Source organism: Lacticaseibacillus suihuaensis, assembly GCF_054785075.1.
On the sequence record NZ_BAAGBJ010000016.1, the window covers coordinates 1 to 13,767 of the forward strand.

18 protein-coding genes and 1 pseudogene are annotated in these 13,767 nt (G+C 48.1%); 10 read left to right on the forward strand and 9 right to left on the reverse strand.

Going from position 1 to position 13,767, the window contains the following annotated elements; all coding sequences use genetic code 11:
* Positions 1-319, forward strand: a 319-nt coding sequence (locus tag ACYVRZ_RS11590) for a DDE-type integrase/transposase/recombinase (RefSeq protein WP_461227054.1), incomplete at its 5' end; no start/stop codon positions are given.
* A gap of 10 nt (positions 320-329) precedes the next feature.
* On the opposite strand, the gene ACYVRZ_RS11595 is transcribed toward ACYVRZ_RS11590, so the two are convergent.
* From ACYVRZ_RS11595 to ACYVRZ_RS11630, 8 genes are all read right to left on the reverse strand, one after another.
* Positions 330-671 (reverse strand): hypothetical protein, encoded by a 342-nt coding sequence (locus tag ACYVRZ_RS11595; RefSeq protein WP_461227056.1) that lies wholly within the window; start codon positions 669-671, stop codon positions 330-332.
* A complete protein-coding gene (locus tag ACYVRZ_RS11600; RefSeq protein WP_054665561.1) occupies positions 672-1,115 on the reverse strand; it encodes a hypothetical protein in 444 nt (147 codons plus the stop codon).
* Positions 1,108-1,569, reverse strand: coding sequence for a hypothetical protein (locus ACYVRZ_RS11605; protein WP_461227058.1), 462 nt, complete (start codon positions 1,567-1,569; stop codon positions 1,108-1,110). The genes ACYVRZ_RS11600 and ACYVRZ_RS11605 overlap by 8 nt, the downstream gene beginning before the upstream one ends.
* 356 nt (positions 1,570-1,925) lie before the next feature.
* The gene (locus ACYVRZ_RS11610) at positions 1,926-2,372 is read right to left on the reverse strand and encodes a hypothetical protein (protein ID WP_461227060.1); all 447 of its coding nucleotides are present in this window, start codon (positions 2,370-2,372) and stop codon (positions 1,926-1,928) included.
* An 18-nt stretch (positions 2,373-2,390) separates the two neighbouring features.
* Positions 2,391-3,050: a hypothetical protein gene (locus ACYVRZ_RS11615; RefSeq protein ID WP_203624234.1), complete on the reverse strand. Its 660-nt coding sequence runs from the start codon at positions 3,048-3,050 to the stop codon at positions 2,391-2,393.
* A gap of 20 nt (positions 3,051-3,070) precedes the next feature.
* The gene (locus ACYVRZ_RS11620; protein WP_203624233.1) at positions 3,071-3,802 is read right to left on the reverse strand and encodes a hypothetical protein; all 732 of its coding nucleotides are present in this window, start codon (positions 3,800-3,802) and stop codon (positions 3,071-3,073) included.
* A gap of 212 nt (positions 3,803-4,014) precedes the next feature.
* Positions 4,015-4,494: a hypothetical protein gene (locus ACYVRZ_RS11625; protein ID WP_203624232.1), complete on the reverse strand. Its 480-nt coding sequence runs from the start codon at positions 4,492-4,494 to the stop codon at positions 4,015-4,017.
* A gap of 3 nt (positions 4,495-4,497) precedes the next feature.
* The gene (locus tag ACYVRZ_RS11630; protein ID WP_203624231.1) at positions 4,498-5,322 is read right to left on the reverse strand and encodes a ParA family protein; all 825 of its coding nucleotides are present in this window, start codon (positions 5,320-5,322) and stop codon (positions 4,498-4,500) included.
* A 1,331-nt stretch (positions 5,323-6,653) separates the two neighbouring features.
* Here ACYVRZ_RS11630 and ACYVRZ_RS11635 point away from each other — a divergent pair.
* From ACYVRZ_RS11635 to ACYVRZ_RS11675, 9 genes and pseudogenes are all read left to right on the forward strand, one after another.
* On the forward strand, positions 6,654-7,799 hold the full coding sequence (locus tag ACYVRZ_RS11635; RefSeq protein WP_461227063.1) for a replication initiator protein A: 1,146 nt from the start codon (positions 6,654-6,656) through the stop codon (positions 7,797-7,799).
* Between the two features lie 504 nt (positions 7,800-8,303).
* Complete coding sequence (locus tag ACYVRZ_RS11640; protein ID WP_056989269.1) at positions 8,304-8,546, forward strand: hypothetical protein; 243 nt, start codon at positions 8,304-8,306, stop codon at positions 8,544-8,546.
* A 558-nt stretch (positions 8,547-9,104) separates the two neighbouring features.
* Entirely contained in the window at positions 9,105-9,362 is a 258-nt protein-coding gene (locus ACYVRZ_RS11645; RefSeq protein WP_054663269.1) for a hypothetical protein, read from the forward strand.
* 123 nt (positions 9,363-9,485) lie between these two features.
* Positions 9,486-9,692, forward strand: coding sequence for a hypothetical protein (locus ACYVRZ_RS11650; RefSeq protein ID WP_054663272.1), 207 nt, complete (start codon positions 9,486-9,488; stop codon positions 9,690-9,692).
* 66 nt (positions 9,693-9,758) lie between these two features.
* Entirely contained in the window at positions 9,759-9,881 is a 123-nt protein-coding gene (locus ACYVRZ_RS11655; RefSeq protein ID WP_255533295.1) for a hypothetical protein, read from the forward strand.
* 195 nt (positions 9,882-10,076) lie between these two features.
* Positions 10,077-10,994 carry an aminoglycoside phosphotransferase family protein gene (locus ACYVRZ_RS11660; protein WP_002779679.1) on the forward strand — a complete coding sequence of 306 codons (918 nt, stop codon included), beginning with the start codon at positions 10,077-10,079 and terminating at the stop codon, positions 10,992-10,994.
* A gap of 4 nt (positions 10,995-10,998) precedes the next feature.
* Positions 10,999-11,349 (forward strand): annotated as a pseudogene (locus ACYVRZ_RS11665) (pyroglutamyl-peptidase I); the annotation flags it as partial.
* Positions 11,350-11,373: 24 nt separating this feature from the next.
* The gene (locus ACYVRZ_RS11670) at positions 11,374-12,240 is read left to right on the forward strand and encodes an aminoglycoside 6-adenylyltransferase AadE (RefSeq protein ID WP_001255868.1); all 867 of its coding nucleotides are present in this window, start codon (positions 11,374-11,376) and stop codon (positions 12,238-12,240) included.
* A 634-nt stretch (positions 12,241-12,874) separates the two neighbouring features.
* Positions 12,875-13,072, forward strand: a complete 198-nt coding sequence (locus ACYVRZ_RS11675) for a hypothetical protein (protein ID WP_461227067.1) — start codon at positions 12,875-12,877, stop codon at positions 13,070-13,072.
* Positions 13,073-13,161: 89 nt separating this feature from the next.
* Here ACYVRZ_RS11675 and ACYVRZ_RS11680 read toward each other — a convergent pair whose 3' ends face one another.
* Positions 13,162-13,554: a hypothetical protein gene (locus tag ACYVRZ_RS11680; RefSeq protein WP_461227069.1), complete on the reverse strand. Its 393-nt coding sequence runs from the start codon at positions 13,552-13,554 to the stop codon at positions 13,162-13,164.
* Between the last annotated feature and the right edge of the window lie 213 nt (positions 13,555-13,767).

A 13,767-nucleotide genomic window follows, 5' to 3' on the forward strand; every position in this document is an offset into this window, starting at 1 on the left:
GACCTATGGTCTTCCACATCGATTAGTGACTGATCAGTACGGAGCGACCCTAAAGGCAATTAAAAAGCTTACTAGGGAAGGCTATCTGCACAAAGGTGTGCATCAGTGCTCCAAATATCGCAATAATTTGATTGAGCAAGATCACCGTTTTATTAAGCGGCAACAGGTTCGTTCCGCAAGTTATCAGAGCACTCGGACAGCAGCTAGTACATTATACGGCATTGAAACCATGCATGCGATACACAAAGAAAGCCGAAAGAAGCTAGGCCTCTTCGGCTTTTCAGCGTACCAAGAAGTCGACCAATTGTTAGCGGCATAGGCTACAACCACTAAAAACAGTCACTTTGATCTACGCTTAATTTCAACTTTGCACCAGAACCCCCAGCATACACCACTCCCTTAACTTCTATGCAGACAATATCGCCGGCTGATGTTGCAATCATTTGTTCAAAGCTCGGCTTAAAGCGATTAAAGGTGTTTCTTTCAGCATCAGAGCTGCAATCCTGAGCTACACGCGAAACAAATTGTGACAGGTCAAGTGGCTGCGTTGGCTCGTTTTCACGAATCCATCCGATACCAACGATGCTAAATCTAAGCCATAGTCGTCCGGCTTGTTCCTTCGTTCCCGTTTTTTCAACTGGATTATGGTTATACCAATACACTTTGGGCATTTAACTGACCCCCATCATTGTGTGGTTGCTAGGCGTTTTGTGCTGCATAAGAAGCCGAAATTGGAGTGTCATTAGCTGGATGTATGGAAGCCGCGTAACATTAGCGAGATTTGCGTACAAGAGGGCCTGAGCCTCGGCATACGATTGGCGCTCTGCAAAGTGCCACGTGGCTCCATCGACTTGTCTAACCGAGCAACGGTAAAAGTGCCATCCTACCTTAAGGATGAGGACATCACCAGGTCGAATATCAATGATTGTTTTGTAGTCACGCTTGAGACGATCACGTCTGTTGGGCCATCGACGCAGCGCTTCTTGATAAAGAATCTTCGGGCGCAAAGGCCAGGCATTTTGAACAACAACGGCATCTGTGCCGAAGATTCTTGCTGTAAGCCAGGTTCGGCCAACTTCGCGGGAAGGGGCACGCCAGAAATAAACTTTAGTCATTGGCAACCTCATTCCCTTGTTTGGCGCGGTAGGCTTCATAGTTTGGGGTAATATCAGCCTCCGTCAGTTGTTCCCGAATGGAAGGCGAAAGCGTGCTTTGGTAGTAATGTCGCAGAAAGGCGGCCGCGTCACTGACTTCGGCAAACTGATCGACTGTTTCTCCGGTATCGGGGTTTTGATAGTAACCGTAACTTAGCGTGAGCCGTGGGCGGATATTGTAGTCGTTAATGTTGCGTGGCTGGTTATGACCCGCCTGCTTAGGGACCAACAGTTGAATCTTAATTACGTTATTGCCAGTTATAGGGAATCCGGTATCCTGTTTGACTCCACTCGAGCCGTTAACACGTGCGGTGCTTTCGTTCCCAATTGAAACTTTGTACACGGATCCTTGCGGGTGATAAACATTGTGTGTTGGGACCAAGATATAAAGACTCGCGGTGTATTGTCTGGACATAAAAGTTCCTCCTTGGTTGGCGCCTGTTCCTAAGATCCCATTTCACAGATATTATATCCGAGTAATTAGTTCCGGTCAACCGAAAGTTAGGCTTTAAATTCCGATATATATCTTATTGAAGATGATTTCGGCGTGGCGTCTGCGAGGACTCATTATCTAGTCTGTGCTGACAACCCTAATGACTAGTCCATAATTATATGTGACAGCAAAGGAGCCGCCACCTCCAGCGGGTGACGGCTCTTGTTGATTGGAAACAAACGATGTCAATACATAGTTTTTGTATACGGTATACGAGGAGTAAGCAACACTGCCTTCAGATAAGCCGACTCATTCTGCACCTGGCCCCACAGGGTCCTCTATCTACCACGTTTTGCTGCTACCCACATGTCCGCTCGACAGAGCAACCGATTGGCGGCCTTGATTCCTTGCCAGAAAATCCAGATAATACCCGCAGCAATCAGTGACTTAGCGCCAAATCGAAAGAGGCTTCCCAGCGCCACAAAGACCCCACCGACAAAGGGGGCAAGGAATAAACCACCCACAACCACCGGCCACTCATACAACGCCCAGAACGCCACCAGAATCACTATCAGGACCCCTAAGAACATGGCAACGCCTGGTAGACTGTTGCCGAAGATCGCGTGCAGGATATAGCTGAACATGGGCTTCAAGACGTGTGAGAAGATATATTGAAATGGGGCGATGATCAGGTACCCAAGAGCGTTCAAGATGCGCAGTAGATTATCAAGTACAACGTCCAGTGCCCAGCTAATCCAGTTTGTTAGTTGCGTTGTGCCTCCCATTTCCCCATCCTCCGTTTTCTATTGTAAGTCTTTGACCTTATCGCTTAGTTTCCCAACTTTGCTGCGCAGCCTGTTGCGCTTCCGGGCAACGGCGCGGGTGAGCTTACGATGTCCTTCGTACTCTTTGCGGTGAGTTGCCAACTTATCTCCCAGCTCCGCAACCCGGTGCCCCATCGCCTTAATCTGTGCTGGCGTAGCCATTTCGTCCGTTAGCGTTAGCATTTCGACCGATGGTTCTACCTTGCCGCTGCGATAGCGGCGCTGCTGCCCAACGTGGCTGTATGCGTAGAGTACCGACTGCGGCCGACCCTCTCGCCCTGGCACCTTGATGATCTGGCCGAAGCGTGCACTAGATAGGTCAATCGTTTCTGGAACTAACCACTTGTAGGTGTGCGGATTCAATGAGCCATCGTCGTTAAGAAAGTAAGCTATTGCGATGGTAGCATTCCGCTTCAATACCGCATAGCGTTGCGGGTTATTGTTCTTTGGTGCCTTGGCATCGAGTCCCCGCAGCTCGCGCTTCACACGGTTCAGAGCTGTCCGCTGCCGTTTTAGTTCAACTTCTCGTTCTGAGACTTTCGGCTTCTTTGGCTTCGGCACGACGGGTGCTGGGGCTTTCTTGTGTGGTTGCCCCGGCACCTGCAAGTCCCGCCGCCTGATCTGTATCTTCTTTGCCATCCATTCCTCCCTTGACGCTGTTATGCGAGCGTCCAACCAATTTGGCTGTCGTAGTCGTAAAGGGCTTCAAAATCTGTTTGTGACAAGGCCAGGAGGCGTCCGGTAGCGAGCCTAATCAGGATGTCACCAACCTCCAGGGAAAAGCTTGGCTGCTTGCTGCCAGCATAAGCGTCAACTTGAACCTTATCATGCTTTTTGGTGAAGTGCGCATTTGCTGGTTCAGCTATCTTCTGAATAGCGGCGAGGTTCCCGCCGTCAAACTGAACGTACTGATCGGCCTGGCTTTGCTTGCGCAAGGCCGTCCCTTTGGCAAGCTCAATCTCACCCCAGGTAGCAATCGTGCCACCTGCGCGGCCCATGCGCTTGATTGCCTGGTCTAGCGTTATGACCTTGGTTCCTTCTATTGCGATACCGAGCCTAAGAGCCTCACTTGATTCCATCTTGCGACGTTGTTTGCCACGAGCAAGCACACTCTGTTCCTGTCGATGGGTGACGGTACGGATGATGCTAACGGAGCCATCATCTTCTTCTACTTCCCACACAGCAGGAATAGCCTTTTGCGTCGGTGTCTCAACCATGTCCAGTTGAACCGCGCTGGTGGCTTCAGGATGACCGTCAAGCTGCAAGGAAATCAAGTTAATCTCATCGCACACGGCACAATCCGGGTCGCTGCCGGGCTCATGTAGATCATCGAGCCCGGTTTTGGTGTGCTTTGCATAGGCTGCATACAAATCCTTCTTTGTTACTGCCATGTTTCTCCCCCTAGCCAGGTGAGCAGCAGCCGCTCCCTGGGATTTATACATACACGCTAACGCCGTCAAAATATTAGTAAGGTGTGGTTCTCCGAAAAGCCTTAGTTGGTGTCGTTGCATCCAATGTTACTTTGGTACTTTAGTAACTGAACGCTGCTTGGTTTACACATTTACACTGGTGTAAATGTACACATGTACTTTGTTCCTAAAGTCTACTTTTCCATTATCTGTTTCAGCGCAAGGTTAAACTCGTCCTGGAAATGCTCAACCTTTGCTGTCGAAAGCCTCTGATTGACATACGCGTCAGCCAGGGCACTGACTAACACGTCGAACGTAACCCTGCCTTCCGCCGAACGCAACTCGGTCACATACTCTTGCAATACATCAAGCTTTGCCTTAGTTGCTGGTGATATTCGTTGGGGTAATGTTGCAACATACAACGGGTCTTTTTTGGGCCTGCCCATGGTTACAGTATCAGAGTTCCTCTTTTGGTCAGGTGACTTAGTCTTTCGCGATGATTCGGGTCGTTCCTTTGCCCGCATTGTCTCCCGCTGTTTAGGTAACATCAATCCGCCCCGAGAAAAATCATCGTCACCTGCAATGCTGACCGCTGGCTTCGGTTTCCGTACCAGTTGATTAAATGCCTTGGGCGCATTCCCCTTTGAGGAAGGGAACTCGTTACGTGCCGTCATAGTTTACGCCTCCTTATTTCCCTGAACGTATTCATCACGCGCATCCAGTTCATTCAGAAGGTCGATGAAACCTGCGTGTGCACGATAGTCCCACTGTTCATAGTTACCGTTTCGATTTCTATTAAGTGTAATACCAGTACGTGAATATCCCTTCAAACGTTTTTGGTACTTAATAACCGTAGAAGAAACGGCGTCTCCAAACTCCTTGCGGGCCTCAGCGAGTACGTCATGATCCAATTTGTCGTCTGAGGTTAGCATACAAGGGATAATGTCGATTACTTGTAGTGAAATTCCGTAGTGATCCACCATGAAGTTTTGGTAACTCACGTACTTCTTCACGCCTTGCAAAGACTCGTCGACAGTCTGGAAAGCAATTATAGAGTAATCACTCGCCGCCATTGCGTTATCGGAGAAAACTGAAATGGTTGGTGGAACGTCCAGAAAAATTGCCTGGTAGTCGTCTTTGAGCGGATCAAGAAGATTTTTGAACACAGTCACTTGGTCGGCTTCGTCTGGGAAACCTTGGATAACGTATTTTTCAAAGGTCGAGAACTTGGTCGTACAAGCAATCAGATCAAGATTGTCGGATAGTTTTATGATTCCCGCTCTCATATCGCCGGCGTTAATGCCATCCATGATGGTGACCGGTATTTCATCAATCCCAAACGACTTTCCGAGAACATCACTGGCATTAGCCTGTGGATCCAGATCAACCAGTAACGTTTTTTGCCCGCGTACTTCTGCGTTGTCGTAAGCAAGCATCGTGGCAATTTTTGTTTTACCAACGCCGCCCTTAAAATTACCTACTGTGAATGTTTTCGCTGTCATAGCATTTCCCTCCACCTTATTTACTAGAAGTATACGAAAAGTGCAGAACCCGGTCAATAGCGTATACGAAAAATATGTATTTTGGCCGGTATGGTGTACGCATGCGACATTTAACATAACGTATACGGTATACGGTGACCGGTGATCTCCTGAAAACCCAATACACGGCTGATATTTAGGAATTTTGAAAAGAGATTGTATTGGAAGTTGATTGACGGATCTACATTTCGTATACCGTATACGAAATTTATATTTACGTATACGGTATACGTAAACTAAGCAGAAAAGGGAGACAATGCCGGTACCCATACTGCTTAAGGTCTGGCAGGTATCTACTCATCCGGCATGTCAATGTGGTTTCTTTTAGTATACCGTATACGAAAAGCATATTTATGTATACGGTATACGTAAACTAAGCAGAAAGGCGAGACAATACCGGTACCCATACTGCGTAAAGTCTGGCGGGAATCTACCCATCTTGTATGTCGGTGTGGTTTGTTTTCGTATACCGTATACGAAATGCGTATAAACGTATACGGTATACGACAAGTGTTCCTACCTTCACTCTGTTTCACCAACAGTATTAACTGGATCTCTCGACCTGTGGGTCGAGCATTGCCATTTTCTCGTTGGTAGTACCGACCGCAACCGAAAAGTTCAGAATACACAAACAGTCCTCGCTTTCAGCAGATGGTGAAGTGAAAGCCCTGGGTCCAGGTTGTATTAGTTACTCCAAAAGCAGGTCCAAGGGATTAACGTGTCGGCAGCATCTAAGAACCGACCATCCGTCCGGAAACTTGTGCTTCACAAAAAATTTTGGGAACACCCACTTCAACTAATCTTGCATTTTCGTATACGGTATACGTTATTTATTGAACTTTACGTATACAGTATACGTTTTGTGTTTAAGTTCCGTTTGTTTTTCACCCTAAGCAAAACTAAGCACGGTAAGCATTTCCGATTTTCGTATACCGTATACGCGCTGACGGGTTAACGTATACCGTATACGCAAGGATTTCTTTTCGTATACGGTATACAAAAACACTCTCCGTATACCGTATACGAAAAGTGTTTTATGCATTGCGCCAGGCAAATCACCATGGTACTCTCCAGATATAAAAGAAAGCCCGATCCGTAGACCGAGCAACCAAAAATCTTCTTCAAAGATATTCTACCGCATTCTCTGGAATTTTGGTAGTGAGGTTGCTTCAAAGTTGCACAATAGAATGTGGCAGGTTATATTTACCTCGAACTACTTCTGTTTGTGATTAGAGTCGTCTGCGGAATCGCAGGGGACTCTTTCGTGTGTCAACACAACAGGAGGAAACAAAATGTCGAAATTCAACTACACAAAGAAGGCTACGGTCTACGAACGCCAATTCTTCAAATTTCCCGCGGCTCTTCTTTACGCTGAAAAGTATCGGACACTCAGTGACAAGGCAAAGATTGCCTACATGGCTTTACAGGATCGCTTACAATTCTCAGTCCTGAACAACTGGGTTGACGCTGATGACAACGTATATTTCATCTACACGATTAAAGACCTCGAAAGTATTCTTAATTGCGGTCATTCTACCGTTGTCAAAGTGAAACACGAGCTTGAAGAAACCGGCTTACTTGCCCAAAAACAACTCGGGTTGAATCAACCGAATCATCTGTATCTCGCTGAGCTCGAAATTGATACCAGTGAAACCTACAATCAGGATCCAGTAGAAGGCGCGCTCCATTCAGTTTCAGAAAGCGGAGTTCCAGAAAGTAGAACCCCAAAGAACGCCGTGGATAAAGGACTTCCACTTCCTGGAATTCCGAAAAGTGGAAACAATCTAGAACTAGGTTCTAGAGACCTTACTAGAGACCTTAGAGAGACTGCGAATACCGACTCTTTAAACACGGAGTCTTCGACACCGGAAAAGGGAGCAGAGCAAAACCAACCACTCAAGTCCGAGCTTTCGCCTGAGAAGGATGACGAGCTAGAAAGAATGCTGCTGGATAACTTCGCAGACAGCATTGATCCAGCTGTGTCTGGCGACATTCTGAGTCGTAGTAGTCTTCAGCTGATTGGCAAATGGAGCCACTCGGTGAAGGAGGCCCGCGAACGCGTGGGGGTTATCCTGAACGCCAAGCGCGACGCGGAACTGGAATACGACACGTACCTGGTCACCGAGGATTTGCAAGACGAGCTCAACAAGGCACTGCTGCGAGTCGTTATGCGCTGGAAAGACCAACTTGACGGCCGTAGCGAGCGCTCTATCCGCAACGTAGACAATTACCTCTACGGCGCTATGAAGCAGATCTTTGAGAACGAGTCTGTGCGCCAACTCAACCTTCAAGCTAAGGACGACGAAGACCGTGCGGCGTTGCGTGACCTGCAAGATCGCTTTGCTGACGTGCGGACGGGTAAGCAGGCCCGGATGGAAGCGCGAGAAGCAAACCGGGCCCGGCGGCGCCAACGTGAACACAAGAAGGCCAATGCTTGACTTGGTAAAACTGTGAGGTATTATAAGATTGTAAACCGAACGTGTGTTCGATTTACGAAGTTTAGCCTGGCATTGTTGGGATTTTACAAGGGTTTAAGCAACATAATTGCCTTTGGGATAGCGCTTACAAAATATTGAAAAATATTTACAGTTGACTTTTGCGAGGGGTCTGATATTCTGAAGGCTTAAATTGCGAGTGTCGCACTGGCACAAAAAAAGTGGGCTAACCGAAAGTGCTGACCGGGCTATCAACCCGGTTTAAGCGCAAATTCGGAGTCACACGATGGAAAAGCAACTTCCTGAGTGACTACCCCCTACTGTGCATCCACAGCATTTCAAGTTTAACACGCAGACACGCGGAAACCCCGCGTCACGCATGGGAAACAGCGAGTGAAGGATGCATCGAGGGAGGTTACAGGGAAGTCTGTAACCTCCCTTTTTTCGTACCTCTCGCAATTTACTCGGTTGCAATTTTTGCATGAAGCAAGAGTAGGAGTGGGGAAGATGGGAAGATACGTCGCCATTGACGAACTGGTGCATAGCGCAGCTGCTATCCGCACCTGGGATCACCGCTATTTCATCAATCTGGGTGACGGTCGCTTATACGATCGTTTCCAGGGCCAGCACGTGCTCCTGGAACGTGTCTATCCCAGTATCCGCACCGTGTATAACTCGCAGCATCGTGCCATCGCGCACCGGAAACATCCGCGCGACAAACTGACGACGATACCGCCAGGCGCAATCTAATCTAGCAACATCGTGTGCGAAATATGCGTGCGCTTAACAAGCACACCACCTCTATGACGCGTTGAACTAGTGGCACCGTCCGCTATCCGCAGGCGCGCTGGTCCTTTGACAACTGAATACCTTTATCCCTGCCCGCTTCTGGTCACTCTTACTGCGGGACACTCAGCCGGGGACAGATTCGCGTGAGATCCACGCAGACTACAAGAAGACGTGACCCAGATTCAAAACGAGCCACCTCACTAGTCGCTTAGGCGGCAAGGTACTTGATGGGCGCTGGCATTATCAGCGTTGCACTTAATCGCTAGACGGCGAATGCCATTGCGAGGACATGAAAAGGCGGGAAAGGTCGTAGGGGCGCACGCCAAAAGCCCCTTGTCGTGCAGCATAGCTGCTAAGGTCAGTCCGACTCAGGGCCTAAAGCCGGATGAAATGCTGAAGTCAAAAACCAAATAATATGTACTCTAAAAATTAAACAGAAGTAGCAAAAACCGTTAAACCCTACGTGTTAAGCGTAGGCATATTTCACACGCAAAATCATGTATCACAGGAGGTAGGCCAATGCGACAGACAGAACGTGTACAATTAGTGGCGAGCCAACTCACCGACTTTCTAAAGCAGCACTCAGGCAGCGCAACCTATCAGGATTACGCCCAGTATCGGCATGCTATTGGGAAGCCAATCACCGCCGCCGAAGTTGGCATTTTGAGCAACATAACCCGCTTGGCCACAGGGGTGACAAGAGTCTACAAGAAGCATGACAACCGCGTTGATACATTCTGGATTCTGGATAGGAATCCAGAAGCGGTACATGTGTAAGTTACTACTTTGGCGGCTTACACGACAGCACAGTGTTCTGGAACCCTTTCGTCTCTCGACAAGACGATCCTCCAAAGTCAGGACAGTGTGTTGCCTTGTAAGCCGCTAAGGAGGACGAGGAATATGCTCAAAGAACAAGAAAAGCAAATATTTGACGGCCTTGGGCGGCCAATCAAGACGCTGGCCAAGGGCGTTCGCTACAAGATGATTGACCATGGTTATTACACAACGGCTTTGAAACCTGGTGAAACAGATGCAGTCAGGCCGGTGCTTCCTAGAGAGGAGCAACGGTATCTGGATGCAAAGCTGAAGCTCAAAAAGACGCAATAGAGAAGAGCGCCTGGCTGATTGGCTAGACTGTTGGATAAAGCACGAGGATACGGGGGAGAGAGAAAAATGAAAAAGACAACAATCACGGCGGGTAGCCTGATTCTACTGACAGCACTGACGCTTGCGGGCTGCGGATCAAAACCCGCAGCTAAGACGAGCACCAAGGACACCACAACTGTTGCAGTTTAGACTCTAGCAAAGTACAGTTTACAAGGGACTACACAGGGTAACGGTCTGACGGGAGGATTACCGCCCGTCAGATTTTCCATGTAATGTTCAAGCTGTCGCTTGTGGCGGCAACGGTGGTAATCATCAAATCCACCACCCGCCGCTTGTCGTCAGTGGTATATTATCCTCAGACAGAGCTAAAAGAGAGAGCGGAACATGAAAAGCGATTATTCAAAAGAAAGCATCACAGAGTTTTTAAGCCGAAAGTACGGTGAGGATATAAGGCTTTTTCCGATAAAAGAAGGGCAGGAGTCACAGGCGTATTGGTTTTCGCGTGGCGGCAGAGAATATGTCGTGCGCATAAATTCAAATATGGAAGGCTTCAAAAAAGACAAATACGCCTATGAGCACTTCCGCTCGGATAGAGTTCCTATTCCAGAGGTTGTTGAAACAGGCAACTTTGACGGCACGCACTACTTCTGCATCAGCGTAAAAGCGGACGGGATTACATATGAGGACTCCGATGAAGAAACGGTTGTGCGACTGCTCGGCGATATTACGGATGTAACCGAAGCAATATCGCGAACCGATATATCAGGCACTTCCGGCTGCGGCGTGTTTGACAGCGATACGGGAAACGCTCCGTTTTACAGCTGGAGAGAATATCTTGCGGAGGTATTCGAGAGAGACTGGACGGCGGTAAGCAGGAGCTATGTTAACCTCTCACTCATCGACGAGCTTCTCGCGGCATATCGTGAGCTTATATCTTATTGCCCGGAAGAAAGAGCGCTGTTCCACGGGGATTTCGGCTCGAATAATGTTATCGTAGGCAAAAAATCGAGGATAAGTGGCGTTATAGACTGGGACTGCGCGGCTTACGGGGACTTTCTTTACGACATCGCGACCGCGTATTTTTGGCGGACATGGCTCATGTGCATGGAAAAAACTGCGGCGTATTGGGAGAGAAAATACTCTCACCTGCCGAGATATACCGAGCGAATTTTATGCTATGAGCTGCGGATAGGGCTGACGGAAATATACGAAAACGCTGTCGAAAACGATACTGAGACAACAGAGTGGCTTCAAAACAGGTGCCGCGAGATTTTGAGAGAATACAGACAAAGAAAGGCATGATAAAATGAGAATACTGTTCACAGGCTTTGACCCGTTCGGGGGAGAGAAAATCAATCCTGCGGGAGAAGCCGTAAAAATGATGAAAAACGAAATACAAGGCGCGGAAATTTTAAAGCTCGAAGTGCCGACGGTGTTTGGAAAGGCAGGAGAGGTTCTTAAAAAAGCGGTGGAGCAATACAGACCCGACGCGGTGGTGTGCGTAGGTCAAGCCGGAGGGAGAGCCGCCATTACTCCCGAGATGATAGCCGTGAACATAATGGACGCGCGCATTCCCGACAACGCCGGAAACAAGCCGTGCCACGAGCTTATAATAAAAGAGGGAAGAGAAGCGTATTTTTCCTCACTTCCGGTGAAGGATATATAATTGGAGGAGATAAAAATGAGATCAGAAAAGGAAGTTTATGATATTGTTTTGAATTTTGCAAAAACAGACAAACGCATTCGCATGGTTACTTTGGAAGGATCTAGAACAAATACAAATATTCCGCCTGATGATTTTCAGGATTTTGATATTACTTTTTTTGTTACGGATATGGACAGCTTCACAAGTGATGATAAATGGCTAGATATATTTGGTGAAAGGTTGATTCTGCAAAAGCCGGAAGATATGGAATTATTTCCAGCTGTAGAAAAGGGATTTTCATATTTAATGCTGTTTACTGATGATGTTAAGATAGATTTAACTTTGCTGCCGCTGGAACTGATAGACGAGTATTTTACATGGGATAAACTGGTAAAGTTACTGTTGGATAAAGACAACCGTATCGTAAAGCCGCCAATACCAACGGATATAGACTACCACTTGCAGAAGCCTACTCAAAGAATGTTTGACGATTGCTGTAATGAATTTTGGAATACTACAACATATGTAGTAAAGGGCTTATGCCGCAAAGAAATTCTTTTTGCTATTGACCATATGAATGATATAGTACGAAAAGAATTGCTTCGCATGATTTCCTGGCTGATTGGTATCAAACAGGGATTTCATTTCAGTTTGGGAAAAAACTATAAATTTATGAAGCAATATGTCCCAGAGGAATTGTGGGAACGACTTATGTCCACTTATAATATGGATTCCTATCCCCATATGTGGGAATCCTTTGAACAATGTATGGCATTGTTCCGGGAGGTTTCGTCAGAAGTGGCATGCCAGTTGGATTACCAGTATCCACTATATGATGAAAAAATCAGTAATTATGTGATTCGGCAAAAGAAAAAATATGGCATTGAAGATGATAACAAATAAAATTTTTTCAATCGAAAAAATTTATTTTGATTATTCAATTTTGAAAAACTGAATACCTCAAAATCAGAAAGAGCGCGGACAAGCACTTTGAGGGATTGGCCGCCTTGTCCACCCATCCAGCGGGGCGGCGGGCGGCGGTCAAGGCCGGGTGTAACCCCGTTCATTTCAGCCTTGACGGTTGCCCGCTGTCCTGCTACTTTTCCGGGAGTGTGGCCACAACTTCGGGACACTTTGTCCACAAGTCGGAGCGTAGGACGAGGGACGGGGGCTTTCATATACCTGCCGCCGTTCTCTGAAAACAGGCCGATTTTTTGCTCATTCCCATTCGCAAAAATTCAGCCTGTTTTCCTGCCGGAGCAAACGGGGCGCAAGAAGCACCGCACCCCGTTTCCCCCGTCAGCCACGCCAGCAGGTATAACACACTACACTTTGCAAGCAAAGTCGTGTGCCAAAGGGGGCACCCCTTTGGAAACCCCGGACAACAAAACAGGCGGTATGCTGCCCTCTCCGGGAGCATACCGCCGTTTGTTGTCAGCAGCCCGTTTCACGGTCTGCGTGTAGTTCCTTGTAAACTGACCTAAAGGACGTTCAAGGCCTCTTCAGCAGCAAGAAGTATGAGCTGCCAAGCAAAAAGGTGACCAAAGCCAAGATTACTGCTGCGGGCAAGCAGTACAAGAAGGTCTACAAGCTGCGTGGCGATCTGACCAAGGCGCAAAAGAAGACGCTGCGTGTCAGCAAGTCTCGCATTGCGGCGATTAAGCAGATGGTCGCCGTCAACACGGAGATCAAGGCTGTGCTCAAGGACAAGCGCGTGATTAAGGATCTTACTTAATCAGACGATGCGCTCCAACAGACTCTAACCGGTCTGAAGTCGAAGTACGCGAAGTTTGTCAGTCAGAAGCAAGATGACGCCACTCTGATTCATAACGAAGTGGCGGCCATTGCCAAGGTGAAGTCCAGCACCACCGGTGACCCAGACCAGGCGAAGATAGACGCCGCTAAGACAGCGGTCGATGCAATCCCGGTTGCCGCCTTCAAGGCTTTTTGGTCACCAAAGATTCCAACCATTGAGAACGGAAAGCTGGTTGCTAAGGAAAGTCTGACCGCTGGCACCGATAAGGTCTCGGCAACGGTGACACAGGAGACTAGCGCCGCTGCTAAGAGCAGCAGTGCATCTGCACCGGCAGCTTCTTCCAGTGCAAAAGCCAGCCAGGCAGCAAAGACGACTACTAAGTCAACGCAAGCTACTACGACCAAGCCTTCCACACCAGCAGCTAGCGCAAGCCACAGCACAACCACTAGCCGCCCGACCACAACGACGCCTTCTCACTCCACTACGACGACAACCAAGCCGTCTACTGGTTCTTCTACTGGCACGAGCCACACCACAACGCCTAGCAAGCCATCGTCCTCTAGCTCAAGCACCAAGCCAACTGAGCCAGTCAAGAAGCCGCACGTCCTAGAGCCAGGAGAATACATCGGCAACGGTGGCCTCTTATCTTCAATGAGCGCGGCCATGGCGGCTAT

What these genes read in the sequence shown, in the direction of transcription:
- ACYVRZ_RS11595 (WP_461227056.1), bottom strand. Translation starts at nt 671, where the DNA reads ATGCCCAAAGTGTATTGGTATAACCATAATCCAGTTGAAAAAACGGGA.
- ACYVRZ_RS11600 (WP_054665561.1), bottom strand. Translation starts at nt 1,115, where the DNA reads ATGACTAAAGTTTATTTCTGGCGTGCCCCTTCCCGCGAAGTTGGCCGA.
- ACYVRZ_RS11605 (WP_461227058.1), bottom strand. Translation starts at nt 1,569, where the DNA reads ATGTCCAGACAATACACCGCGAGTCTTTATATCTTGGTCCCAACACAC.
- ACYVRZ_RS11610 (WP_461227060.1), bottom strand. Translation starts at nt 2,372, where the DNA reads ATGGGAGGCACAACGCAACTAACAAACTGGATTAGCTGGGCACTGGAC.
- ACYVRZ_RS11615 (WP_203624234.1), bottom strand. Translation starts at nt 3,050, where the DNA reads ATGGCAAAGAAGATACAGATCAGGCGGCGGGACTTGCAGGTGCCGGGG.
- ACYVRZ_RS11620 (WP_203624233.1), bottom strand. Translation starts at nt 3,802, where the DNA reads ATGGCAGTAACAAAGAAGGATTTGTATGCAGCCTATGCAAAGCACACC.
- ACYVRZ_RS11625 (WP_203624232.1), bottom strand. Translation starts at nt 4,494, where the DNA reads ATGACGGCACGTAACGAGTTCCCTTCCTCAAAGGGGAATGCGCCCAAG.
- ACYVRZ_RS11630 (WP_203624231.1), bottom strand. Translation starts at nt 5,322, where the DNA reads ATGACAGCGAAAACATTCACAGTAGGTAATTTTAAGGGCGGCGTTGGT.
- ACYVRZ_RS11635 (WP_461227063.1), top strand. Translation starts at nt 6,654, where the DNA reads ATGTCGAAATTCAACTACACAAAGAAGGCTACGGTCTACGAACGCCAA.
- ACYVRZ_RS11640 (WP_056989269.1), top strand. Translation starts at nt 8,304, where the DNA reads ATGGGAAGATACGTCGCCATTGACGAACTGGTGCATAGCGCAGCTGCT.
- ACYVRZ_RS11645 (WP_054663269.1), top strand. Translation starts at nt 9,105, where the DNA reads ATGCGACAGACAGAACGTGTACAATTAGTGGCGAGCCAACTCACCGAC.
- ACYVRZ_RS11650 (WP_054663272.1), top strand. Translation starts at nt 9,486, where the DNA reads ATGCTCAAAGAACAAGAAAAGCAAATATTTGACGGCCTTGGGCGGCCA.
- ACYVRZ_RS11655 (WP_255533295.1), top strand. Translation starts at nt 9,759, where the DNA reads ATGAAAAAGACAACAATCACGGCGGGTAGCCTGATTCTACTGACAGCA.
- ACYVRZ_RS11660 (WP_002779679.1), top strand. Translation starts at nt 10,077, where the DNA reads ATGAAAAGCGATTATTCAAAAGAAAGCATCACAGAGTTTTTAAGCCGA.
- ACYVRZ_RS11670 (WP_001255868.1), top strand. Translation starts at nt 11,374, where the DNA reads ATGAGATCAGAAAAGGAAGTTTATGATATTGTTTTGAATTTTGCAAAA.